The sequence below is a fragment of the Streptomyces sp. YPW6 genome (assembly GCF_018866325.1).
Lineage (GTDB): Bacteria > Actinomycetota > Actinomycetes > Streptomycetales > Streptomycetaceae > Streptomyces.
In genome coordinates this window covers 2,157,051-2,180,665 of the sequence record NZ_CP076457.1, presented here as the reverse complement: position 1 = coordinate 2,180,665, position 23,615 = coordinate 2,157,051, and the positions used below count along the sequence as shown (strand labels likewise).

General features: G+C 72.5%; 20 protein-coding genes. 17 read left to right on the top strand and 3 right to left on the bottom strand.

The window, feature by feature from the left end:
• Nucleotides 1–101 precede the first annotated feature (101 nt).
• On the bottom strand, nt 102–1,097 hold the full coding sequence (locus tag KME66_RS09420; protein WP_073214767.1) for a helix-turn-helix transcriptional regulator: 996 nt from the start codon (nt 1,095–1,097) through the stop codon (nt 102–104).
• A 532-nt stretch (nt 1,098–1,629) separates the two neighbouring features.
• Between KME66_RS09420 and KME66_RS09415 the strand changes: the two genes are divergently transcribed.
• The 11 genes from KME66_RS09415 (at nt 1,630) to KME66_RS09365 (ending at nt 13,427) form a co-directional block, all read left to right on the top strand.
• Entirely contained in the window at nt 1,630–2,010 is a 381-nt protein-coding gene (locus KME66_RS09415) for a hypothetical protein (RefSeq protein ID WP_073214764.1), read from the top strand.
• Entirely contained in the window at nt 2,007–3,008 is a 1,002-nt protein-coding gene (locus KME66_RS09410; protein WP_073214760.1) for a glycosyltransferase family A protein, read from the top strand. The genes KME66_RS09415 and KME66_RS09410 overlap by 4 nt, the downstream gene beginning before the upstream one ends.
• Before the next feature lie 188 nt (nt 3,009–3,196).
• Nucleotides 3,197–4,228 carry a lysylphosphatidylglycerol synthase domain-containing protein gene (locus KME66_RS09405; protein ID WP_253208272.1) on the top strand — a complete coding sequence of 344 codons (1,032 nt, stop codon included), beginning with the start codon at nt 3,197–3,199 and terminating at the stop codon, nt 4,226–4,228.
• On the top strand, nt 4,225–5,673 hold the full coding sequence (locus KME66_RS09400; RefSeq protein WP_216320955.1) for an aminotransferase class III-fold pyridoxal phosphate-dependent enzyme: 1,449 nt from the start codon (nt 4,225–4,227) through the stop codon (nt 5,671–5,673). The genes KME66_RS09405 and KME66_RS09400 overlap by 4 nt, the downstream gene beginning before the upstream one ends.
• On the top strand, nt 5,661–6,707 hold the full coding sequence (locus tag KME66_RS09395; protein ID WP_216320952.1) for an NAD(P)-dependent oxidoreductase: 1,047 nt from the start codon (nt 5,661–5,663) through the stop codon (nt 6,705–6,707). The genes KME66_RS09400 and KME66_RS09395 overlap by 13 nt, the downstream gene beginning before the upstream one ends.
• 17 nt (nt 6,708–6,724) lie before the next feature.
• Entirely contained in the window at nt 6,725–7,816 is a 1,092-nt protein-coding gene (locus KME66_RS09390; RefSeq protein WP_216320950.1) for a UbiA prenyltransferase family protein, read from the top strand.
• 159 nt (nt 7,817–7,975) lie between these two features.
• Nucleotides 7,976–9,007: a glycosyltransferase family 2 protein gene (locus KME66_RS09385; protein WP_216320947.1), complete on the top strand. Its 1,032-nt coding sequence runs from the start codon at nt 7,976–7,978 to the stop codon at nt 9,005–9,007.
• Nucleotides 9,004–10,170, top strand: coding sequence for an endonuclease/exonuclease/phosphatase family protein (locus KME66_RS09380; protein ID WP_216320944.1), 1,167 nt, complete (start codon nt 9,004–9,006; stop codon nt 10,168–10,170). Before KME66_RS09385 ends, KME66_RS09380 begins: the two co-directional genes overlap by 4 nt.
• Entirely contained in the window at nt 10,167–11,333 is a 1,167-nt protein-coding gene (locus tag KME66_RS09375; protein ID WP_216320942.1) for a glycosyltransferase family 4 protein, read from the top strand. Before KME66_RS09380 ends, KME66_RS09375 begins: the two co-directional genes overlap by 4 nt.
• Nucleotides 11,330–12,460, top strand: coding sequence for an endonuclease/exonuclease/phosphatase family protein (locus tag KME66_RS09370; RefSeq protein ID WP_216320940.1), 1,131 nt, complete (start codon nt 11,330–11,332; stop codon nt 12,458–12,460). Before KME66_RS09375 ends, KME66_RS09370 begins: the two co-directional genes overlap by 4 nt.
• The gene (locus KME66_RS09365) at nt 12,417–13,427 is read left to right on the top strand and encodes an aldo/keto reductase (protein ID WP_073214736.1); all 1,011 of its coding nucleotides are present in this window, start codon (nt 12,417–12,419) and stop codon (nt 13,425–13,427) included. The genes KME66_RS09370 and KME66_RS09365 overlap by 44 nt, the downstream gene beginning before the upstream one ends.
• Before the next feature lie 90 nt (nt 13,428–13,517).
• Here the strand turns inward: KME66_RS09365 and KME66_RS09360 are convergent, their stop codons facing one another.
• A complete protein-coding gene (locus KME66_RS09360; RefSeq protein WP_073214732.1) occupies nt 13,518–14,282 on the bottom strand; it encodes a GntR family transcriptional regulator in 765 nt (254 codons plus the stop codon).
• 279 nt (nt 14,283–14,561) lie between these two features.
• On the opposite strand from KME66_RS09360, the gene KME66_RS09355 reads away from it, so the two are divergent.
• The 4 genes from KME66_RS09355 to KME66_RS09340 all read left to right on the top strand — a co-directional run bounded on the left by KME66_RS09355 (nt 14,562) and on the right by KME66_RS09340 (nt 19,381).
• On the top strand, nt 14,562–15,860 hold the full coding sequence (locus KME66_RS09355; protein WP_073214729.1) for a sugar ABC transporter substrate-binding protein: 1,299 nt from the start codon (nt 14,562–14,564) through the stop codon (nt 15,858–15,860).
• A 114-nt stretch (nt 15,861–15,974) separates the two neighbouring features.
• Nucleotides 15,975–16,982, top strand: coding sequence for a carbohydrate ABC transporter permease (locus tag KME66_RS09350; RefSeq protein WP_073214726.1), 1,008 nt, complete (start codon nt 15,975–15,977; stop codon nt 16,980–16,982).
• Complete coding sequence (locus KME66_RS09345) at nt 16,979–17,842, top strand: carbohydrate ABC transporter permease (protein WP_073214723.1); 864 nt, start codon at nt 16,979–16,981, stop codon at nt 17,840–17,842. The genes KME66_RS09350 and KME66_RS09345 overlap by 4 nt, the downstream gene beginning before the upstream one ends.
• A gap of 9 nt (nt 17,843–17,851) precedes the next feature.
• Nucleotides 17,852–19,381, top strand: a complete 1,530-nt coding sequence (locus KME66_RS09340) for a glycoside hydrolase family 3 protein (RefSeq protein WP_073214720.1) — start codon at nt 17,852–17,854, stop codon at nt 19,379–19,381.
• A gap of 241 nt (nt 19,382–19,622) precedes the next feature.
• On the opposite strand, the gene nagB is transcribed toward KME66_RS09340, so the two are convergent.
• On the bottom strand, nt 19,623–20,408 hold the full coding sequence (gene nagB, locus KME66_RS09335) for a glucosamine-6-phosphate deaminase (RefSeq protein WP_216320938.1): 786 nt from the start codon (nt 20,406–20,408) through the stop codon (nt 19,623–19,625).
• Between the two features lie 213 nt (nt 20,409–20,621).
• Between nagB and KME66_RS09330 the strand changes: the two genes are divergently transcribed.
• The gene (locus tag KME66_RS09330) at nt 20,622–21,704 is read left to right on the top strand and encodes an SIS domain-containing protein (protein WP_216320936.1); all 1,083 of its coding nucleotides are present in this window, start codon (nt 20,622–20,624) and stop codon (nt 21,702–21,704) included.
• Between the two features lie 358 nt (nt 21,705–22,062).
• Nucleotides 22,063–23,529: a sensor histidine kinase gene (locus KME66_RS09325; protein ID WP_073215571.1), complete on the top strand. Its 1,467-nt coding sequence runs from the start codon at nt 22,063–22,065 to the stop codon at nt 23,527–23,529.
• Nucleotides 23,530–23,615 lie beyond the last annotated feature (86 nt).

Genomic DNA, 23,615 nt, shown 5'->3' with positions numbered 1-23,615 from the left:
CCACGGGACACGGGCATGGCGGCAGTTCGGTTCACGGGGGAGGCGACCGGAACGGCCCTCCCGTGTCCGGCCGCTGCGCCGGGCCGTCGGCATCCCTTCGGTCAGACCCAGCCCCGGCGGGCCGCCTCGGCGCCCGCCTGGAACCTGCTGCGGGCCTGCATCCGGGCCGTCAGCTCCGCGTTCATCCGGCGCACGGTGCGCAGGGACACCCCCAGGCGGCGGGCGGCGGTCGCGTCCGTGTGCCCCTTCGCCAGCAGGGACAGCAACTCGTCCTCCTGCGGGGTCAGTCCGTTGCCGTCGCGGGCGGGAGGGGAGCAGAGCGGACTGGCGGCCGTCCACAACTGCTCGAACAGCATCCGGGCCACCGCGACGGCTCCCTTGCTGCGCAACTCCAGCGCGCCCGCCCGCCCGTCGTCCGGGTCCAGCGGCACCAGCGCGACCTCACCGTCGACCACCACCATGACCAACGGCAGCGTCGGCAGCGTACGGCTCTCCGCGCCGAGCGACCCCAGCCGGTTCACGTAGCGCAGCGTCGGCTGGTCGTTGCGGAAGCTGTCCTGGTAGATCGAGCGGAGCCGCACCCCGCGCTCCAGCGCCCGCCGGTCCAGCGGCCAGCTGGCCTCCAGCGTGTCCGGGGACTGCGCTCCGCCGGGCAGCAGCGAGAGGCACTCCGTCCGGGCCAGTTCGGCCAGTTCGGTCAGCCGCTCACGTACCGCGTCGAGCCCCTCCAGCCGTTTGACGACGTCGAATCCGCCGCCCGCCCGCCGCCCCCGGTCCGTGGTGAGGGCCGACATCGCGTCCCGGGCCACTTCGAGCCCCCGCTGCTGCCGGGCCAGTTCGGCCTCGCGGCGGGAGAGGAGGAACGGCAGGCTGGCCGCCGGGTCCAGGGCCCGGAAGACCGGCGGGCCCTGCTCCGTACCGTGCGGTCCGCCGTCGTCCAGCAGACACAGCTCGGCCAGCTGGTCCAGGGCCCGGCGCACATCCTCCTCGCTCCGCCCCAGACGCGCGACGATCTCGTCGAGCCGCAGCTCCGGTTCCTCCAGGACGAGCCGGTAGACCAGCTCCGTCCGCGCGTCCAGCCCCAGCACCTCTAACATCCCTGGCTCCCCCGCAGATGTCACGCCGTCCCCGCACGCCGGTGCGGGACGCCCCTTCAGCACCGGCGCGAGTGTAAGGGCGGCGGGTTGTGAAGGTATAGACCAAGTCCACGGGGTGGAAGGGCCCATGAAGGCCGCGCATGGCCGGAAAGGGCGAGTCCCGGCGGCGGCCGGAACGTGCCCCGGCGGCCCCGCCGGATGGCCGCAAGATGTCTGGCAGTCCGCTGCCATCGCCGCATCGCCCCTGGCAGCGGCCTCCCGGCGGCCGACGGCACGGGTGGCACTCTGCTGCCCCGCAGCTTTCGGCCACCCGCCAACCGTGGCCCCCGGGGTGGCGATGACGACAGGATCTGGCCGTCACAAGGCATCCACACACCGCTACTTTTCGAGGAGTTCCGCATGCGGGCGTTCCCTTCCCCCACCCCTCGCCACCCGTCGGCCGCGGCCTCCCGCGCGCTCCCGGCGGGCCTGGGCGCGGTCGCGGCCCGGGACGGCTTCTCCTGGGGGTGACCCTGGAGAACGGGACGCCCCCGTGTTCCTGGTGACCGCGCTCCTCGTGCGCGCCGCACCCCCGAGCCCCGGCCGGTGGACGGCGCGGGAGCTGGCCCGCCGACTGGGCTCCGGACAACTGCGGGCCGGCCCGCACGCGCCCGGACCGGTCCACGTCTACGCCGTCGAGGGCCCGGACGGCACCGTCCGCGCCGCGCTCTACATGGAGAGCCCCGACCCCGTGCACGCCGAACTGGCGGCACTGGACCACCTCCTGGCCGCCCTGAGCGCCGCCCGGCCCGCCTCGCTGGACTGGCGGCCCGCTGTCCTCGGCGGCGTCACGGGCCGCCCGGCCCCGCACCGACTCCCCGAACCGAAAGGACCGGACCCGCCATGCCACGGGAGCGCCCCTCCGTGTCAGTGATCATCCCCAACCACAACTACGAGAAGACCCTGCGGGCCTGCCTCGTATCCGTCTACGCCCAGACCCTGCGTCCCCTGGACGTGGTCGTCGTCGACGATGCCAGCACCGACTCCTCCCGTGACATCGCCCGCGCGTTCCCCTGCGTCCTGGTGGCCCGCCCGGAGAACGGCGGGGTCTCCGCCGCCCGTAACCTGGGCGTCGCCGCGTCCGCCGGGCAGGTGCTGTTCTTCCTGGACTCCGACATCGCCCTGGCGCCCGACGCGATCGAGAACGCCGTCGACCTGCTCATGGACGATCCGGCGACCGGCTGCGTCCACGGGGTCCTGGACCCCGAACCGCTCTTCGACGACGGCCCGGTGGAGGTCTACCACTGTCTCCACGCGCACTTCTGGCGACGCCGCAGCGCCGGAGTCGTCGGTACCGCCTTCTTCGCGCTGGCCGCGATCGAACGCTCCGTCTTCGAGGCGACCGGGCCCTTCGACGAGAACCTCCGCGACTCCGAGGACGTCGAGTACAGCGACCGCCTCGCCGCCACCCACCGCATCCGGCTCAGCGAGCGGGTGACCGGCCGCCACGACGACGTGGACCGGCTGCTGCCGATGCTCGCCGAGCAGTACCGCCGGTCCCAACTGCTCGTCCCCGTCGCCGCCGTGGAACGCCGGCGCGGTGGCGGACTGCGCGCCAACCGGACGGGCGGGGTCCTCGCCGCCGGCCTGGTCCCGCTCACGCTTCCGCTCGCCCTGCTCACCCCCTGGCTGCTCGCGGTGCCGCTCGCCTGCGCCGTGGCGTTCGCCCTGGCGGACGTGGGCCTCTCCCGCTTCGTGGCCCGCCGCAAGGGGTGGCTCTTCCTGCTCCGCTTCACCGCCCTGCATTTCGCGGTGCACCTGGCCCTCGTGCTCGGCGCGATGACCGGCGGCGTCCGCTGGCTGCTGGACCCGCGCTTCGGCCCCTCGGTCCGGGGCCGCCGCGACCGCCCGGCCCCGGCGGCGGCACCGTGAGCGCCGCACCGCCCGGGGAGCGGGGCACGGCACGGTCCGGGGGCGCGCCGTCGGAATCGGGGGTCGTACGGTCCGGGGGCGCGTTGCCGGAATCGGGGGTCGTACGGTCCGGGGCCGCGTTGCCGGAATCGGGGGTCGTACGGTCCGGGGCCGCGTTGCCGGAACCGGAGGTCGTACGGTCCGGGGCCGTGCCGCAGGAACCGGGAGCCGTACGGTCCGAGGCCGTGTCGCCGGAACCGGAGGCTGTGCCTCCAGGGGGCGGCCGGCGGCCCTCCCCGTGGGGCCGGGTGCTGCGTCCCGCCGCCGCCCTGGTCCTCGTCGCGGCGACCTGCTTCGCCGTCGGCGGTTCGCTGCGCGCGGCCGGTACGGAGCTGGCCGACGCCGCCGGCCGGCCCGGGGGAGTGCTCCTGCTGAGCGCGGCCCTGATCGCCAACGCGGCCGGACTCGGCCTGTCGATGCTCTCCTGGCGCGTCCTCGTCGTGGACGGCGGCTCCCCGGCCCGGACCAGCGACACCGCCCGCATCTTCTTCATCGGCGTCATCGCCAAGTTCGTCCCCGGCCGGATCTGGGGCGTCCTCGCCCACGTCCAGCTCGGCAAGGCCGTCGGCATCGCCCCCGAGCGGATGCTCGCCGCCTTCGGGCTCGGCCTCGTCATCGGGATGACCACCGGGGCCGCCGCCGGACTCCTCGTCGCCCCGGCCGTGTTCGGCGCGGGCGCCTGGGTGTTCGCCCCGCTCGTGCTGCTCGCGGCGGCCGCCGTGGCCCGGCCCGGCTGGGTGGGCCGGCTCGTCGCGTGGACGATGCGGGTGGCCCGCCGCCCCTCCGGGGCAGCCGACAGCTCGCCCCGCGCCCTGCGGCTCTCCATCGGCTGGGCCTGCGCCTCCTGGGCGGTGTCCGGGCTCCACCTGTGGGTCATCGCCGTCCTACTGGGCGCGCCTCCGGGGCTCTCCCTGCCCGTCTGCGTCGGCGGCTTCGCCCTGGCCACCGTCGCCGGAAGCCTCGCCTTCGTCCTGCCCGACGGCTGGGGCGCGCGCGAACTGGTCCTCCTCGCCCCGCTCGGCGCGGTGATGCCGCTCTCCGCCGCCACCGCCGCCGTCATCGCCAGCCGGCTCGTCTGCGTGCTCAGCGAGGTCGCCGCCACCGGCGCGGCCCTCGCCTGGGCCCGCGCCGCCGGACCCCCGCCCGCCCCTCGACCCGCGCTCCGGGAAGGAGCCGCATGACCCCCGACGTACCCGCCCTGCTGACCGTCGACGACTGCGAAGCACTGTCGACGAGCCAGGTGCACGAGCTCTACCGGTCCCATGTCAACAAGAGCCAGGTCTCCCTGATGACGTCGTTCGGCTTCGGCCGCGAACTCGTCGACCACGCCGAGGGATCCTGGATCCACACCCGCGACGGACGCCGCGTCCTGGACTTCACCGGCGGCGTCGGCGTCCTCAACCACGGCCACAACCACCCGCGCATCCTCGCCGCCCGCCGACGCTTCCAGGAGCAGCGCCGGATGGAGGTCCACAAGACCTACTTCTCGCCCTACATCGCCGCCCTCGGCCACAACCTCGCCCGGCTCCTCCCCGGCGACCTGGACCTCTCCTTCTTCCCCAACTCCGGGGCGGAGGCCGTCGAGGGCGCGGTGAAACTCGCGTACAAGTACCACGGCGGCCGCCGGAAGCAGATCCTGCACGCCGACATCAGCTTCCACGGCAAGCTGCTCGGCTCCGGCAGCCTCACCGGCAGCGCCCAGAACGCCTTCGCCTTCCCCGGCATCCCCGGCGTCTCCGCCTTCCGCTACGGCGACCTCGACTCCGTACGCCGGGCGGTCGCCGGAGCCCGGGACGCCAAGGGCGGCTGCGACGTCTACGCGATCCTCATCGAACCGTTCTCCGCCTCCACCATGACCGAGTGCTCCGAGGAGTTCCTGCGGGGGCTGCGGGAGTTGTGCACCGAGCAGAAGATCGTGCTGATCTTCGACGAGATCTACACCGGCTGGGGCAAGACCGGCAGCCTCTTCCACTTCATGCGCTACCCGGGCCTGGTCCCGGATGTGGTCACCACCTCCAAGTCCTTCGGCGGCGGCAAGTCCTCCATCTCCGCCTTCGTCGCCCGCGAGCCCGTCTTCCGGAAGGCCTACGACAGCCTCGGCGACGCCATGCTCCAGTCCACCAGCACCACCTACTACGGCTTCGGCGAGGAGACCGCGACTGCGCTGGAGGCCGTCAACATCGCGGTCGAGGACGACTACCCGGCCCGCGCCCGCGCCATCGAACGCGTCCTGAAGCCGGGCCTGGAGCGGCTGCGCAAGCAGTACCCCGACCTCATCGCCGACGTCCGGGGCGCCGGCGCGCTGTACGGGATCTTCCTCGACGGCGGCCCCCGCCTCCTGGACCTCGCCGCCAGGATCGCCCCCGGCGGCCTCGCCCGCGACCCGCTGCTGCGGACCAAGGTCATCACCTGCGCGGTCGTCAACGCGATGTACCACGACCACGACGTGTACATGTACTACACGCTGAACGGCCGCAGCCCCCTGGTGGCCGCTCCCTCCCTGGTCGCCGGACCCGACGAGGTGGAGATCTTCCTCGACGCCTTCGACCAGACCCTGGCCAAGGGCATGAACCGTCTGCTCACCGCCTTCTTCAAGGACAAGGCGGTGTCCCGATGGGCGGCCTGACGATCGCCGTGACCGGCGCCGCCGGCATGCTCGGCTCCCACCTGGTCGCCCGGCTCGCAGCCGACGGCCACGACGTCGTCGGGATCGACCTGCGCGACGAACCCCGCCCGCCCGCCGGGGCCCGGCACGTCGTCGCGGACATCCGGGACGGGGCCGCGCTCGCCCGCGCCTTCGACGGGGCCCACGCGCTGGTGCACTGCGCCGCGGCCCTGCCCAGCTACCCCGTCGACCAGATCCGCTCCATCACCGTCGACGGCACCCGCGCCGTGCTCACCGCCGCCCACCGGGCCCGCGTCGAACGCGTCGTGCACATCTCCTCCACCGCCGTCTACGGGCTGCCGAAGCGGGTCCCGACCCCCGAGGAGCACCCCCGCGAGCCCGTCGACCCGTACAGCAGGGCCAAGGCCGAGGCCGAGGAGGTCTGCGAGGAGTTCCGGGGGCGCGGGATGTGCCTGCCGGTGCTGCGGCCCAAGACCTTCCTCGGACCCGGCCGGATGGGCCTCTTCTCGATGCTCTTCGAATGGGCCGAGGAGCGGCGCAACTTCCCCGTCCTGGGCCGGGGCGACGTCCGCATCCAGATGTTCGGCATGGCCGACCTCGTCGACGCCGTGGTGCTCGCACTCCACGCCCCGCCCGAGGTCGCGAACGACGTCTACAACCTGGGCGCCGCCGAGTTCGGCACCCTGCGCGAGGACTTCCAGGCCGTGCTGGACGCGGCCGGACACGGCAGACGCGTGGTCCCGCTGCCGGCAGCACCGGCACTCGCGGTCCTGCGCGCCCTGGAGCGCACCAAGCTCTCCCCGGTCTACGGGCGGCTGCTGTTCAAGCTCCTCGACGACAGCTACGTGGACATCGCCCGGGCCACCGAACGGCTCGGCTTTCGTCCCGCGCTCTCCAACCAGGACGCCATCCTCGCCACGTACGCGTGGTGGCGCACCCAGCGGCGGGGCGGCGCCCCCGCTCCCGGAGCCGGCCGGACCAGCCGGGACCCGTGGCGCCAAGGGGCGCTCGGTCTGGCCAAGGTCTTCTTCTGATCCCCTGGAGCCCTGCCGTGGACATCACCCGTTCGTCCCCCGCGCCCCCGCGCGTGGCGGCAGCCCCACCCGACCCCGGGCCCGCCGGCCTCACCGGCCTGCCCGGGCCCGCCGATCTCACCGGCCTGCCCGAGACGGCCGGCCTCACCGGCCTCGCCCCGCTGCCCGAACCCGCCTACGCCGAGCCGCTGGAGACCCCGTCGCCGGCCGGCGTACGGCAGACCCGCCGCAACCGGCCGCGCGATCTCCTCGCGCTGGTGCGCCCCGGCCAGTGGGTCAAGAACCTGGCCGTCGTCCCGCTCGCCCTCCTCGACCTCCACCCGTGGGAGCCCGCCGCCCTGCTGCGCACCGGCTGGGCGATCCTCGGCTTCACCCTCGCCTCCGCCCTCGTCTACGTCGTCAACGACCTCGCCGACCGGGAGCGGGACCGGCTGCACCCGGTCAAGCGCCACCGCCCCATCGCCTCCGGCCGGGTCTCCCCGGCCGCCGCCACCGCCCTGACCGGGTCCCTCGCCCTGGCACTGACCTGCTGGGCGGTCGCCGGGCCCGCCTGGCAGTGGTGGCCCACCGCCCTCTACCTGGCGCTCAGCCTCGCCTACTCCCAGGGGCTCAAGCACGTCCCGCTGGTGGACGCGTTCATCGTGGCGACCGGCTTCGTCCTCCGGCTCCTCCAGGGGGCGCTGCTCGTCGGCGGCCGGCTCTCCGAGTGGCTGGCGCTCTGCGTCTTCTCACTCTGCCTGATGCTGGCGCTGGGCAAACGCCGCCACGAGATCACGGCGGCCGGCCGCGCCCACCGCCCCGCCCTGCGCGGCTACACGCCGGCCTTCCTCGACCACCTGGTCGTCCTGGTCGCCGTGCTGACGGCCGTCAGTTACGTGCTCTACCTCCGCGACGACGCGGCCCTCGCCGCCGGGGCCTCCTTCGTCACCCTGCTCTCCGCCCCCTGCGCCGTCTTCGGCCTCGCCCGCTACCTCCAGCTCCTCCTCGTCGAGGAAGGCGGCGGCAACCCCGTCCACGTCCTGTTCCGGGACCGCGCGACCCTCGTCAACGCGGCGCTGTGGGCACTCCTCGTCGCGGTAGCCCTCCTCCTCCGGCACGTGCCCGGCTGACCCACCCGCCCCGCGGCCCAGCGCCCCCTCCGTCCCTCCACCCCCCCCGCCCACCGGCGCGGAACTCCCTCTGTGCGGCACTTACGCCGCCCGCCCCCAGCCCTCCGTCCGCTCGCCGCCCAGCCCTCCGTCCGTCCTCCGACCGCCCGAAGGCGCCCCATGAACCGGAAGCACCCCCTCGTCTCCGTCGTCATCCCCAACTACAACTACGGCCGCGCCCTGGAGCTCTGCCTGCGCGCCGCCCTCGCCCAGACCTACGAGCCCCTGGAAGTCCTGCTCATCGACGACTGCTCCACCGACGACTCCGTCGCCGTCGCCGAGGCCTGCGGCGTCCGGGTCATCAGCACCGGCGTCAACAGCGGGGTCGCCACCACCCGCAACACCGGGGCCGCCCACGCCCGGGGCGAGATCGTCGTGTTCGTCGACTCCGACGTGGCGATGGAACCGGACGCGATCGCCAACGCCGTGGCCCTGCTCGACTCCGACCCCCGCATCGGCGCGGTCTGCGGCACCTACGACGCCGAACCCCTCATCCGGGACAGCCTGATCGAGGAGTACCGCTGCCTGCACCAGTTCTACTGGCTCGCCGAGCACGAGGGCCGCATCGGCACCCTGCACACCGCGATCTGCGCCATGCCCGCCCGGGTCTTCGCCGAGATCGGCCCCTTCAACCCCCGGCTGCGCCACACCGAGGACGGCGACTACGCCGCCCGCATCTGCCGGAGTTACGAGGTCCACAGCTCCACGACCGTCCGGGGCCGGCACGACCACGACGACACCTGGCGGGTCGTGCTGCGCAAGGTCTTCCACCGCACCCGGCTGCACATCCCGCTGTACGTGAGCCGGGGCGACCTCCCCGGAGGCATCGCCACCGGGCCCCGCGCCGGGGCCAGCGTCGCCGCGCTGCTCGCCCTGGTCACCCTGCCGCTCGGCCTGATCGCCGCGCCCTGGCTGCTCGTCCCGGCCGCGCTGCTCCTCCTCACACTGCTCGCGGACACCGCCCTGTACCGCTTCGTGCTGCGCCGCCGGGGCCCCCTGTTCGCCGCCTACTTCGCCTTCGCGCACACCGTCGTCAACGCGGTCATCGCGGCGGGCGCGGGCGTCGGCGCCCTCCAGTGGCTGGCCTCCCGCCGCTTCCGCCGGCTGTACGAGCCGGGCACCCACCCCGCCCCCGTACGGGCCACGTCGTGACGGGGACCCCGGTGGTGGACAACGCCGCCCCCGCGCAGCGGGACGCGCCCGAGGCGTACCCACCCGGGCGGGCGGCGCAGGACCGCCGGTGGCCCGGCCGGCTGCTGATCGCCGTCGCCGTCCTGTGGGCCCTGTTCGTCGCCGCCCGCGCGCTCCTCAGCGGCCGGTGGTGGGCGTGGAACGGCCTCGGCCTCGCCCCGCCCGTCCTCCATCTCCTCTTCCCGCTCGCCCTGCTGATCCCGGCCGCCCTGATCCGGCACGGCCGCCGGGCCGCCGTGGGCGTCGTCCTGGTCTCCCTGCTGCTGGGCTCCTGGCAGACCGGGCTGCACCCCGGGGCGCTGCTGCGCGGACAGCCCGCCGTGCCTCCGGGCGCCCTGAAGGTGGTCAACTGGAACACCTTCTTCTGGGACCAGGACGCCGACACCGACGCGTTCTACGCCTACCTGAAGTCCCGGTCCGCGGACGTCTACCTCCTCCAGGAGTACCAGAACGCCCGGGGCGACGAACCCGCACCGATCGACGATCTGGCGCGGATCCGGCGGGAGTTCCCCGGCTTCCACATCGCCACCGAGGGGGAGTTCCTCACGCTGTCCCGCTTCCCGATCACCTCGGTGCGGGCGCTGCGCCCCGACGGTCTCGCCCCGCCCGACACCGCCTGGGCCGACTACTGGAACATCCGCGTCCTGCGCACCGACATCGACGTGGACGGCGAGACCCTCTCGCTCTACAACACACACCTGCCCGACCTGCTGAACGTCGACCGCAACCCCCTGACCGCCGCCTACCACCGCTCCGTACGGCAGCTCTCCGACCGCCGCGACCGCCACTTCCGGGCCCTGCGCGACGATCTCGACGCCAACGGCCACCCGGTGGTCCTCGCCGGGGACCTCAACGTGCTGCCGGGCACCGGGGACCTGCGCTGGTTCGAGGGGCTGCGGGACGCCGCCGACGCCGGGGACTCGGTGTACCCGGCGACGTTCCCGGTGAGCGGTCCGGCGCTCTGGCGGCTCGACTGGGCGTTCGTCTCGCCACGCATCGACCTGCACCGGCAGTCCGTCCAGGACCCGCCCGCCGCGCTCTCCACCCACCGGCTCATCGAACTGCGCCTCTCCCTGCCCACGTCCGGGGCCACCGCCCCCGCCACCGAGAAGGACCGGCCATGACCCGGCGCCCCGCGCGCTCGCCGCGCTTCGACGCGACGATCGTGCTCACCTACTACCTCCCGTACACCAGCGGCCTCACCGAGGTGGCCCGCACGGTCGCCGAAGGGCTGGCCGCGCGGGGCCGCCGGGTCGCCGTCGTCGCGTGCCGCCACGACCCCGGGCACCGGGCGAGGGAGACCGTGAACGGCGTCGAGGTGTTCCGCGCCCCGGTCGCCGCCCGGTTCGGACGCGGCGTGATCAGCCCCGGGTTCGCCCCGCTGGCCGGACGGATCGCCCGCGCCTCCCGGGTCGTCAACCTCCATCTGCCGATGCTGGAGGCCGGGCTCGTGGCACGGCTCGCCGGGGACACCCCGGTCGTCGCCACCCACCACGACGACGTCTGGCTGGCGGGCGGCGTGCTCGCCCCGCTTCAGGTGAAGGCCGTCGACGCCTCGGTCGCCGGGGCGCTGCGCCGCTCGGCCGCCGTCGTCGTCAACAACGTGGACCACGCGGAGCATTCACGCCACTGGCCCCTGATGCGCGAGCGCCGTCTGCTCTCCATCGCCCCGCCCTGCCGGGAGCGCGAGCCCGCGCCCGCCGCCTTCCGCGAGACGGCGGGCCCGCACATCGGCTTCCTCGGCCGGATCGCCCCCGAGAAGGGACTGCACCACCTGGTCGACGCCTTCCGGACGATCCCGGACCCCGACGCCCGGCTGCTGATCGCGGGTGACTACTCCAAGGTGGCCGGCGGCAGCGTCGTGGGGGCGCTGCGCACCCGTGCCGGGGACGACCCCCGCATCCGGTTCACCGGCTTCCTCCGTGACGACCAGGTGGCGGGCTTCTACGCCTCGCTGGACGCCTTCGCCCTGCCGTCCGTCGCCGAGGAGTCCTTCGGCATCTCCCAGGCCGAGGCGATGATGCTCGGTGTCCCCTCGGTGGCGAGCGACGCCCCGGGCATGCGCGTCCCGGTGACGGAGACGGGTTTCGGCCGTCTCTTCCCGCCCGGCGACGCCCCCGCCCTCGCCCAGGCTCTGCGTGAGGTGGCCGCGTACCCGCCGAAGCGCCGCGCCGAGGGCGGCCGCGACGCCCGCGCCCGGTACGGGACGGACAACTGCCTGGACGCCTACGACGCCCTGTTCCGGGACACCGGGGCGCTCCGGGGCGCTCAGGGAGCCCGCGCGTGACGGAGCCGGAACCCCTGGCCGCCGCGGCCGTCGGCACCGGGGGATGGCCCCTGTGGGCGGCGGCCGCCTGGGCCGTGTTCCTCGCCGCCCACCTCGCCCTGAACGGCCGCTGGTGGCTGTGGCTGCTGCCCTCGCTGCTGCCGCCGCCGCTGTTCGTCGCGGTGCCCGCGCTGCTCCTGGCTCTCGCCGGGGCGGCGCGGGACCCCGCGGCCGGAGCGCTGGCGGGCGTGTCCCTGCTGCTCGGGGCCCGGCAGTCCGGTCTGGTGCCGGGCGCGCTGGTCCGAAGAGCACACCGCCCGCCGCCGGACGGGGCGGTGCGCATCGTCTCCTGGAACACCCAGCACTGGTGCCAGAGCACCGACCCCGAGCCGTTCTACGCCTTTCTGCGCGGGCTCGACGCCGACGTCTACCTCCTCCAGGAGTACCACCACGACCGGTTCAACGGCACCTACCGGCTGATCGACGACGAGCGGCGGCTGCGCGCGACCTTCCCCGGCCACGAGGCCGTCATCGCCCGGGGCCTGATCACCCTGTCCCGGCTGCCGGTCGCCGCGACCGTCGAGACGGCGGCCCGCCGGACCCTGCGGGTCGACCTGGAGATGCCGGACGACGGTCGGATTCTCGCCACGTTCAACGTCCACATCCCGGTACAGCTGCGGCTGATCAGCCCGTTGCGCGCAGACTTCTACCGCGCGGTCCGGTCCCGGGCCGCCGACCGGGAGAAGGAGTACCGGGGGCTCCTGGCGGACGTCGCCGACTGCCCTCACCCGGCCCTGATCGCCGGGGACTTCAACACGACCGCCGCGATCGGGGACGCCCGCCGCATCGCCCGCCTGGGCGCCGATGCCGTCGCCCTGGCCGGGAAGTTCTGCCCCGTCTCCTGGCAGGCACGTCCGGGCCTGCGCTGGTGGCGGCTGGACTGGGTGCTCGGCACGCCGGGCGCCCGGGTCCACAGCTACCGCTTCCGCGATCCGCGCGGACTGTCCGACCACTGCGTCCAGGAGGTGTCCGTGTCGCTCGCCGAACCGGACCCCCGGCCACCGGCCGGCCTCCGGGTCCACCACCACGACGAAGGAACCCACCATGCGCTACCGCTACCTCGGCAAGACCGGCCTGCGGGTCAGTGAACTCTGCCTGGGCGCCATGACGTTCGGCCGGGAGGCCGACGAGACGACCAGCCACGCGCTGCTGGACCGCTTCACCGAGGCGGGCGGCACCTTCGTGGACACCGCCGACATCTACTCCGCCGGGGCCTCCGAGGAGATCCTCGGCCGCTGGCTGAAGAGACAGCGCCGCGACGACGTGGTGATCGCCACCAAGGTGCGCTACGGCACGGGGGAGGGCCCCAACGACCGCGGCCTGGGCCGCAACCACCTGATCGCCGGGGTCGAGTCGAGCCTGCGCCGGCTGGGCACCGACCACATCGACCTCTACCAGGTGCACGCCTGGGACCCCGGCACCCCGCTGGAGGAGACCCTCGCCACCCTGGACGCCCTGGTCACCTCCGGCAAGGTGCGCTACATCGGGGCCAGCAACTTCTCCGGCTGGCAGCTCCAGAAGGCCGTCGACCTCAGCCGGGCGAACGGCTGGGAGCCCTTCACCGCCCTCCAGCCGCTCTACAACCTCCTGGACCGCTCCGCCGAGTGGGAGCTGCTGGAGGTCAGCCGCAACGAGGGCCTCGGCGTCATCCCCTGGAGCCCGCTGCGCGGCGGCTGGCTGAGCGGCGCCATCCGGCGCGGTACGCAACAGCCGCCCGCGGGCACCCGTGTGGAGACCGCCGAACGGCTCGGCTGGGGCGAGTCGTGGAGCGCCTACGAGGGGGACCAGCGCACCTGGCGGGTGCTGGACGCCCTGCACGAGGTCGCCGGGCGCACGGGCCTCGCGGTCCCGGTGGTGGCCCTCGCCTGGCTGCTCGGCCGCCCCGGGGTCACCGCCCCGATCGTGGGCGCGCGCACCCCGGAGCAGCTGGAGACCAACCTGGGCGCCGCGGACCTGGACCTCGACCCGGCCGACGCGGCCCTGCTGACCGGGGCGAGCGACCAGGTGCTCCCGTACCCGTACAGCGTGATCGAGACGGACCCCGAGCTGCGCTGAGGTTCCCCGTGTGACCGAAAACGGCCGGTGGCCCGGGGAGGAGATCCCCGGGCCACCGGCCTGTGTCCACCGTGCCGCCGCGTGCGGCGCTCAGTCCGCCGGCCGCTTGAGGCGCGCCACGAACTTGTAGCGGTCCCCCCGGTAGACCGAGCGCACCCACTCCACCGGTTCGCCCTGGCCGTCCAGGGAATGGCGGGACAGCATCAGCATCGGCAGACCCACGTCGGTGCCCAGCAGCCCCGCTTCCCGGGGCGTTGCCAGCGAGGTCTCGATGGTCTCCTCCGCCTCGGCGAGGCGGACGTCGTACACCTCGGCGAGCGCGGTGTAGAGCGAGGTGTACTTCACCAGCGAACGGCGCAGCGCCGGGAAGCGTTTGGCCGAAAGATGCGTGGTCTCGATCGCCATCGGCTCGCCGCTGGCGAGCCGCAGCCGCTCGATGCGCAGCACCCGGCCGCCCGTCGAGATGTCCAGCAGGCCGGCGAGCGTGTCGTCCGCCGTGACGTAGCCGATGTCCAGCAGCTGGGACGTCGGCTCCAGTCCCTGGGCACGCATGTCCTCGGTGTACGAGGTGAGCTGGAGGGCCTGGGAGACCTTCGGCTTGGCGACGAAGGTGCCCTTGCCCTGGATGCGTTCCAGCCGTCCCTCGACGACCAGCTCCTGGAGCGCCTGGCGCACGGTGGTGCGCGAGGTGTCGAACTCGGCGGCCAGGGTGCGTTCGGGCGGCACCGGGGTGCCCGGGGGCAGGGTGTCCGTCATGTCGAGGAGATGCCGCTTGAGCCGGTAGTACTTCGGCACGCGCGCCGTGCGCGTACCGCTACCGGTCTCGCTCCCCGTACTGCCCCCGTCGGCACTCATGGCCCGCCTTCCCGACGCTTGCGTTACTGCCGTCACCGGCTCCTCCGACTGTCGCGGCTCACATGGTGGCACGGTCCGGTCACGGGTCGTCGCCCTCCCTTAGGTGTCGGTCCTATAACGGACGCGAGTGCACTTCTTATACACCCTTGACACCCCTAAAGGTCTAGGCCAAGCTCCCGGTACTGGTCTAAACCATTAAAGACCAGGTCCAGCCCCAGCAGAACTCGTCGAATGTCTTCGCGGTGGGTGGGGTTGCAGCATCCCTGAGGAGGGTTTGACGTGAAGCGCAAGCTCATCGCGGCGATCGGCGTCGCGGGTATGTTGGTTTCGGTTGCGGCGTGTGGTTCGGATGACGGGAATGCGTCCTCCGACCCGAAGGACCGCAAGGAAACCCTGACCGTCTGGCTCATGGGCGAGGCCCAGTCCACCTGGCCGGAGCTGGTCAAGGACGTCAACGCCGAGTTCAACGAGAAGTACCCGGGCGTCACCGTCAAGGTTCAGTACCAGCAGTGGGCCGACAAGGTCAAGAAGCTGGACACCTCCCTCGGTGGCGACAAATTCCCGGATGTCGTCGAACTCGGCAACACCGAGACCATGCAGTACATCCTCAATGGTGCGCTCGGAGAAATCGACCCCAAGAAGTACGAGAACTCGGACACCTGGATCAAGGGTCTGAAGGACACGTGCTCCTTCGAGGGCAAGACCTACTGCGTTCCTTACTACGCCAGCGCCCGTCTGGCCGTGTACAACAAGGACATGCTGAAGGCCGGCACCGGCAGCGACGCCCTCCCGCAGACCGAGGACGAGTTCCTCGCCGCGATGGACAAGGTCGACGCCGAGCTGGGCAAGAAGGACAAGCGCGCCTCCTCGCTCTACTACCCGGGCCGCTACTGGTACGCCGCGATGTCCTACGTCGCCGCCTACGGTGGCCAGATAGCCACGTACGACGAGGGCAGCAAGGAGTGGAAGGCCGCCCTGTCCACCCCGGAGGCGCAGAAGGGCCTCCAGCACTTCGTCGACCTGGTCAAGAAGTACAACAAGGCCGACGTGACGAAGGACGAGCAGGACCACGCCAACGTCATGGCCAACGAGAAGGCCGCCGTGATCTACGGCCAGGCCTGGGAGGCCGGCAGCGTCACCACCGGTGAGAACGGCAACCCGAAGCTCGAGGGCAAGATCGCCACGGCCGGTATGCCCGGCCCCGAGGGCAAGGCCCTCCCGTCCTTCATCGGCGGCTCGGACCTCGCGACGATCTCCAAGTCCAAGGTCCAGGACCTCGGCCAGGAGTGGATCTCCCTCTTCACCAACGCGAAGTCCATGGAGGTCCTCGCGTCGAAGAACATCCTCCCCAACAACGAGAAGCAGCTTGAGCCGCTGAAGGCCAAGCCGGAGACCGCCGCCATCGCCAACGCGGTGCCGGACGCCTGGTTCACGCCGATCGCGCCGGGCTGGGCCTCCATCGAGAAGGAGGAGATCCTCCAGAACATGCTCCTCGACATCGTCAAGGGCGAGTCCGTCGCCGACGCCGCCAAGAAGGCCGACGAGAAGATCAACGAGCTGATCAACAAGGAAGCCTGACCTTCCGACCGCCAGGCGGGGGCCCGGCACCAGTGCCGGGCCCCCGCTTTTTCCCGCAAGTGAACGCCGTGAATTCCGGGGCTCGCCCCGGACCCGCGATGGAAGGTCAGCCACGTGTCTGCCGCTGATACCAAGGCCGCCGGACCGCCGGTCCCCGTACCACCCGACCCGCAGGCGATCGGCACGTCGTCCCCCGACGACGACGCGCCCCGGGTACAGAAGAGGAAGCGGAAGAAGGGCGAGCTCCTCCCCTACTTCCTGATCCTCCCGGCGATCGTGGCGATCGCCGCCGTCTACCTCTACCCCCTCGGCAAGACCGTCGTCATGTCCTTCCAGGACATGGGCCGCCGCGAACTGTGGTCCGGTGAGCCGGCTCCCTGGGTCGGCTTCGAGCAGTTCACCAACATCCTCGGCGACTCCGAGTTCTGGTGGGTCACCTTCCGCACGGTCGTCTTCATGGCGATCTGCGTGACGCTGACGATGGGCATCGGGCTGTTGGTCGCCCTGCTTATGCGCAAGCTCACCACCTGGGTCCGGCTGGTGCTCACCGCCTGCCTCATCGCCGCCTGGTCGATGCCGCTGATGGTCGCCGCCTCGATCTTCCGCTTCATGGCCGACTCCGACTACGGGCTGATCAACACCCTGATCGCCAAGGTCGTCGGCGAGGACTGGCTCGGACACAACTGGTACCTCAACCCCGTCCAGGGCTTCGGCATCATCACGCTGCTGGTCGTCTGGGGCGCCATCCCGTTCGTCGTCGTCACCCTGTACGCCGCCCTCACCCAGGTCCCCCAGGAACTGGAGGAGGCCGCCGCCCTCGACGGCGCCAGCGCCTACGGCATCTACAAGTTCGTCACCTGGCCGGTCATCAAGCCGGTCTTCGTCATGGTCACCACCCTCTCGGTGATCTGGGACTTCAACGTCTTCGGCCAGATCTGGCTGCTGCGCGGCAACAAGCCCGAGCCGGAGTACGAGACCCTCGGCCTCTACTCCTACTCCAAGGCGTTCGAGTCCACCTCCTTCAGCCAGGGCACCGCCATCGCTCTGATCACGGTGCTGCTGCTGTCCGGCGTGGCCGTGTACTACCTGCGCCAGCTCATGAAGACGGGAGAGGTCGAATGAGCAGCACGACCCAGACGACACAGGCGCTGCGGCCCGACCGCAAGAAGACCCGGCTCCACTTCGACCTGCTCGGCCTCGGCATCGCCCTGGTCATGGTCTTCCCGGTCTACTGGCTGGTCATCAGCGCCCTGCGGCCCAACCGGGAGATCCGCAGCTACGACCAGACGCTCTGGCCCACGTCGATCACCTTCGACAACTTCGTCCGGGCCACCGAGCAGCCGAACTTCACCACCGCCATCCAGTCCAGCCTGATCGTCGCGGTCACCGCGGTGGTCGGCGGCATGATCATCGCGACCCTGGCGGCCCTGGCGATCGGCCGGTTCCGGTTCTTCGGCCGCAAGGCCCTGGTCCTGATCATGATCCTGGTCCAGATGCTGCCGCCGACGGCGATGCTCATCCCCATCTACGCCCAGCTCAACGCGATGGGCGGGATCGACGAGTACTGGGGCCTGATCGTCGTCTACCTCGTCTCCACCCTGCCCTTCGCCACCATCATGATCCGCGGCTTCGTCGTGAACATCCCGGTGGAGCTGGAGGAGTCCGCGATGGTGGACGGCTGCACCCGCTTCCAGGCCTTCCGCCGGGTGATCTTCCCGCTGCTCGCCCCCGGGCTCGCCGCCGCGTCGATCTTCGCCCTGGTGAACGCCTGGAACGAGTACCTCTTCGCGTACATCCTGATCAACGACAACTCCAAGTACACGCTGAACGTCTGGCTGATGACGTTCACGACCGAGCGCGGAACGGACTACGGCGCCCTCATGGCCGCATCGACCATGATCGCCATCCCCGTCGTCGTGTTCTTCATGATCATCCAGAAGAAGATGGCCGCAGGCCTGACTTCCGGCGCCGTGAAGGGATAGTGCGGGCCCATGACCACCCTCGTTTCCACCACCGACACCGTGACGCGCGACGCGCTCGCCGTGCTCCAGCCCGGATTCACCGGCACCACCGCGCCGGACTGGCTGCTGCGCCGCATCGGTGAGGGCCTCACCTCCGTGGGCCTGTTCGGCCGCAACATCACCTCGCCGGAGCAGCTCACCGCGCTCACCGCGCGGCTGCGCGCCGAGCGGGACGACTTCCTCGTCGCCATCGACGAGGAGGGCGGTGACGTGACCCGGCTGGAGGTCACGCACGGTTCCTCGTTCCCCGGCAACTTCGCGCTCGGCACGGTGGACGACGTCCACCTCACCCGGGCCGTCGCCCAGGAGCTCGGCCGCCGGCTCGCCGACTGCGGCGTCAACCTCAACTGGGCGCCGTCCGCCGACGTCAACTCCAACCCGGACAACCCGGTCATCGGCGTACGCTCCTTCGGCGCCGACACCCGTCTGGCCGCCCGGCACACCGCCGCGTACATCGAAGGGCTCCAGGCCGCCGGCGTCGCCGCCTGCACCAAGCACTTCCCCGGACACGGCGACACCGCGGTCGACTCTCACCTCGCGATGCCCCGCATCGACGTGGACCTGGACACCCTGCACGCCCGTGAGCTGGTGCCTTTCCGGGCGGCCATCGCGGCGGGTTCCAAATCGGTGATGAGCGCGCATATCCTGCTTCCCGCGCTCGACCCGGACCGCCCGGCGACCGTGAGCCCGCAGATCCTCACCGGCCTGCTGCGCCAGGAGCTGGGCTACGACGGCCTGATCGTCACCGACGCCGTGGAGATGGACGCCATCGCCGGTGCGTACGGCATCGAGCGCGGGTCCGTCCTCGCCCTCGCGGCGGGCGCCGACGCCATCTGTGTGGGCGGCGGCCTGGCCGACGAGGAGACGGTGCTGCGGCTGCGTGACGCCCTCGTCGCGGCCGTGCGCAGCGGGGAACTGACCGAGGAGCGGCTCGCCGACGCGGCCGCCCGTGTACGAGCCCTGGCGTCCTGGACGCAGAGGGTTCGGGGGGACATCCGGGGGCCGGGCGCGGCAGTGCAGGAGGGGACCGCGCCCGGCACCGGAGTCAGCTCCGACATCGGTCTGATCGCCGCCCGCCGCGCGGCCCGGGTGACCGGCTCCGGCGACCCGCTGACCGAGGCGGCGTACGTGGCCTCGTTCGACGCGGAGGCGAACATCGCGGTCGGCGACGAGACCCCGTGGGGCATCGCCGCCGAGCTGGAGCGGATCCTGCCCGGCACCGGCACGGACACCTACACCGTCGAGAGCGCCGCTCCGGCGGACGCGATCCTGGCGGCGGCGGGGGAGCGGCGCGTCGTCGCCGTGGTCCGCGACGAGCACCGGCACGCCTGGATGGGCGCGGCGCTCGACGCCCTGCTGGCGGCCCGCCCGGACACGATCGTGGTCGAGATGGGTCTGCCCCAGTCGGAGCCCCGGGGCGCGCTGTACCTGGCCACCCACGGCGCGGCACGGGTCTGCGGCGTGGCGGCGGCGGAGGCGCTGACGGGCACGAAGTCCTGACCCGACCGGCCCCGTTCGGACGGGCGCATGCCGGCCCGTCGGGCGTCCGAGGACGAGGCCCGGGGCCGGTGGGCCCGCGGCCGAGGTCCGGGGCCGGCCCCGTCAAGCCCGTCCGGCGATCGAGGACGAAGCCTCCCGCCGGACGGGCTGCACCAGACCGCACCACACGGCAAAGGGCCGGGACGCCACAACGGCGTCCCGGCCCTGAGCCGTACAGGAACACGGAGCGAGGGGCGAAGCCCTACAGCCCCTGCCACTCCGGCTTCGCCGCGTACGTGGCCCGGAAGTAGTCCGCCAGCTTCAGCTTCGACGCCGCCGCCTCGTCCACCACCACCGTCGCGTGCGGGTGCAGCTGGAGCGCCGACGCGGGCACGATCGAGGCGACCGGGCCCTCCACCGTCTGGGCGACGGCCTCCGCCTTGCCCTCCCCGGTGGCCAGCAGGATCGGGTGCCGGGCGTCCAAAATCGTCCCGATGCCCTGCGTGATCACGTGGTGCGGCACCTGCTCGATGTCGTCGTCGAAGAAGCGCGCGTTGTCCACCCGGGTCTGCTCGGTCAGCGTCTTGATCCGGGTGCGCGAGGCGAGCGAGGAGCACGGCTCGTTGAAGCCGATGTGCCCGTCGGTACCGATGCCCAGCAGCTGGAGGTCCACGCCGCCCGCCTCCGCCAGCGCCCGGTCGTACGCCTCGCAGGCCGCCTGGACGTCCTCGGCCGCACCGTCGGGGCCCATGAAGGAGGACTCGGAGAGCCCGAGCGGCTCGACGACCTCGCGCAGCACCACGGAGCGGTACGACTCGGAGTGTCCCACGGGCAGCCCGACGTACTCGTCGAGCTGGCAGATCCGGGCGCGCGAGGCGTCGACCGCGCCGGAGGCGACCTTCGACGCGAGCGCGCGGTAGATGGGCAGCGGGGTCGAGCCGGTGGCAACGCCGAGCAGGGCGTCGGGCTTGCGGCGGAGCAGCGCGGCGATGGCCTCCGCGATCAGTTCGCCGCCTGCCGTGGCGTCCGGGACGATGACAACTTCCACGCTGTGCCTGCCGATCTGACTAGAGGAGGTGGTATAGACCAATCAAACTCCAATTTAGCAGAATCGGGCAGCCGTACGGAGAGGAGTCCACGCACCGGCGGCCCCCTGTCCGCCCGTCTCCCCGCATGCTCCGGTCCGCTGGCGGCGCGCGGAATTGCCTGGTCGACTTGTCCGGTACGGCGACACCGCAGCCGACAGTGCAGGGAGGCCCCCATGTCCGCCACCTTTCCGGCCGACCCGGGCAACCAGGGCGACCGGCCGGGCCGCATCATGTCCGGCGAGATGGCCGAGCAGCCCGCGATGCTGCGCCGCATCCTCGACCGGGGCGCGCCCCGCATCCGCGAGGTCGCGGCCGAGATCGCCGCCCGGAAGCCCCGCTTCGTCCTGCTCACCGCCCGGGGCACGTCGGACAACGCGGCCCTGTACGCCAAGTACCTGCTGGAGGTCCGCCGCGGCCTGCCCTGCGGTCTCGCCTCGATGTCCACGACGACGGCCTACGGCGCCCGGCCGGACCTGCGGGACGTCCTGGTGATCACCGTCAGCCAGTCGGGCGGCTCACCGGACCTGGTGGCCTCCACGCGGGCCGCCCGGGAGGCCGGGGCGGTCACCCTCGCGGTCACGAACAACCCCGACTCCGCCCTCGCCGCGGTGTCCGAGTACCACATCGACATCCTGGCCGGCCCGGAGAAGGCGCTCCCGGCCACCAAGACCTACACCGCCTCCCTGCTCTGCCTGTACCTCTTCGTGGAGGGCCTGGGCGGCCGGGACGGCACCGAAGCCGCCGCGGGCCTGCCCGACCTCGCCGGCGCGATCCTGGGCCGCCGGGCCGAGGTCAAGGCGCTGGCCTCCCGCTACCGCTTCGCCGAACGCATGGTGATCACCTCGCGCGGCTACGGCTATCCGACGGCCAAGGAGGCGGCGCTGAAGCTCATGGAGACCAGCTACATCCCCGCTCTCTCCTACTCCGGGGCGGACCTGCTGCACGGTCCGCTGGCGATGGTCGACAACATCTCCCCGGTGATCGCCGTGGTCACCGACGGCCGGGGCGGCGAGGCCCTCCAGCCGGTGCTGGACCGGCTGCGCGGCCGCGGCGCGGATCTCTTCGTGGTCGGCCCCAAGGCCCAGGTGGAGGCGGCGTCGGCCGGCTTCTCGCTGCCCACGGCGGGCGTCCCGGAGGAGCTGCAGCCGATCCTGGAGATCCTGCCGCTGCAGATGCTCGCGTACGAGGTGACGATCGCCCGGGGGCAGGACCCGGACGCGCCCCGAGCCCTGGCGAAGGTGACCGAGACCCGCTGACGGCAGCCGGTCGCCCCCAGAAACACCCGCGGGCCGCGGCGCCGGGGCGGGACCCTCAGCCCGCCCGGCACCGCAGCCCGGAGCTACCTGGCCGGCGGTGTGCGGTGCCCCCGGCCACTGGAGGCACCGGCGCGGTCAGGGCAGAGAGCGCCGGGTGCCTCGGTCCACTCTCCTGTGCGGGGAGAGCGGAGGTCTTGATGAACATTGTGGACTAGACCAATACCCGTGTCCATCCGTGTGCACGACATTCTCGGGCCGCCCGCCGCGCCTGTCCATCGTCCTGCCTTCCGCACGGCTCACCGGCCCCGGTGGTTCGAACGCCTCCGGCAACCCCGGGTACGCTCCCCAGGTGCCCTCCATGAACGACCTCGTCCGCCAGCACACCGCTCTGAGCGACACCGACCTCGAGTGGCTCCATCTGCTGGTCTCGGAGTGGCAGCTGCTCTCCGACCTGTCCTTCGCCGACCTCGTGCTGTGGGTGCCCACCCGCGACGGCACGCGCTACGTCTCCGTCGCCCAGATGCGCCCCAACACCGGGCCCACCTCCTACCAGGACGACATGGTCGGCCACCTGGTGCCGCGGGGCCGCCGCCCGCTGCTCGACGCGGCCCTGGACGAGGGCCGGATCGTGCGCGAGGGCGACCCGGAGTGGCGTGAGGAGGTGCCCGTACGGGTCGAGTCCATCCCCGTACGCCGTGACGGGCGGGTGCTCGGCGTCATCGCCCGCAACACCAACCTGCTCACCGTGCGCACCCCTTCCCGGCTGGAGCTCACCTACCTCCAGTCCGCATCCGACCTGGCCCAGATGATCGCGGCCGGGTCCTTCCCCTTCCCCGGCCAGCAGGTCGAGATGGATGCATCCCCGCGCGTGGGTGACGGCCTGATCCGGCTCGACGCCGACGGGATCGTCCAGTACGCCAGCCCCAACGGCCTCTCCGCCTACCACCGTCTCGGTCTCGCCTCCGACCTGGTCGGCCACCACCTCGGCACCGTCACCGCCGAACTGGCCCCGTCGCGGGGGCCGGTGGACGAGGCGCTGGTCAAGGTGGCCAGCGGTTACGCGCCCCGCGAGTTCGAGGTGGAGGGAGCGGGCGGGGTGATCCAGCTGCGGGCCATCCCGCTCAAGCCCAAGGGCGTCCGGATCGGCTCCCTCGTCCTGCTCCGGGACGTCACCGAACTGCGCCGCCGTGAGCGCGAGTTGATCACCAAGGACGCGACCATCCGGGAGATCCACCACCGGGTGAAGAACAACCTCCAGACGGTGGCCGCCCTGTTGCGCCTCCAGTCCCGCCGGATGGACTCCGAACAGGGCCGCGAGGCCCTCAACGAGGCGGTCCGGCGCGTCGGTTCGATCGCCATCGTCCATGAGACGCTGTCCCAGAACCTGGACGAGCGGGTCGAGTTCGACGAGATCGCCGACCGGGTCATCGCGATGGTGGCGGAGATCTCCCCGGGCAAGGTGACCTGCCGGCGCACCGGACGTTTCGGCATCCTCGACGCCGAGGTCGCCACCCCGCTCTCCATGGTCCTGACCGAGGTGCTGCAGAACGCCCTGGAGCACGCCTTCGCCCTGGCCGACCACGGCACGGTCGAGGTCTCCGCGGTGCGGGGCGGATCGTCCGCCGAGGGGCGGTTGCTGATCACCGTCACCGATGACGGGCGCGGTCTGCCCGAGGGGTTCGACCCGAAGCAGGCCGGCAACCTCGGGCTCCAGATCGTACGGACGCTGGTGGAGGGGGAGTTGGGCGGCACGTTCGGCATGGTCCCGGCCCCCGGGCGCGGCACCCAGGTGGTGCTGGACCTTCCGGTGCAGGGCGTGAAGTAGCCGGGTGCCGCGACGCCGAGCGCCGTGACGCCGAGCGCACACGGCCGGGCGCCGGGCGCACGCGGCGGACTTCCGGGCGCACACGC

What these genes read in the sequence shown, in the direction of transcription:
- KME66_RS09375 (WP_216320942.1), top strand. Translation starts at nt 10,167, where the DNA reads ATGACCCGGCGCCCCGCGCGCTCGCCGCGCTTCGACGCGACGATCGTG.
- KME66_RS09395 (WP_216320952.1), top strand. Translation starts at nt 5,661, where the DNA reads ATGGGCGGCCTGACGATCGCCGTGACCGGCGCCGCCGGCATGCTCGGC.
- KME66_RS09325 (WP_073215571.1), top strand. Translation starts at nt 22,063, where the DNA reads ATGAACGACCTCGTCCGCCAGCACACCGCTCTGAGCGACACCGACCTC.
- KME66_RS09340 (WP_073214720.1), top strand. Translation starts at nt 17,852, where the DNA reads ATGACCACCCTCGTTTCCACCACCGACACCGTGACGCGCGACGCGCTC.
- KME66_RS09385 (WP_216320947.1), top strand. Translation starts at nt 7,976, where the DNA reads ATGAACCGGAAGCACCCCCTCGTCTCCGTCGTCATCCCCAACTACAAC.
- KME66_RS09330 (WP_216320936.1), top strand. Translation starts at nt 20,622, where the DNA reads ATGTCCGCCACCTTTCCGGCCGACCCGGGCAACCAGGGCGACCGGCCG.
- KME66_RS09400 (WP_216320955.1), top strand. Translation starts at nt 4,225, where the DNA reads ATGACCCCCGACGTACCCGCCCTGCTGACCGTCGACGACTGCGAAGCA.
- KME66_RS09420 (WP_073214767.1), bottom strand. Translation starts at nt 1,097, where the DNA reads ATGTTAGAGGTGCTGGGGCTGGACGCGCGGACGGAGCTGGTCTACCGG.
- KME66_RS09360 (WP_073214732.1), bottom strand. Translation starts at nt 14,282, where the DNA reads ATGAGTGCCGACGGGGGCAGTACGGGGAGCGAGACCGGTAGCGGTACG.
- KME66_RS09365 (WP_073214736.1), top strand. Translation starts at nt 12,417, where the DNA reads ATGCGCTACCGCTACCTCGGCAAGACCGGCCTGCGGGTCAGTGAACTC.
- KME66_RS09345 (WP_073214723.1), top strand. Translation starts at nt 16,979, where the DNA reads ATGAGCAGCACGACCCAGACGACACAGGCGCTGCGGCCCGACCGCAAG.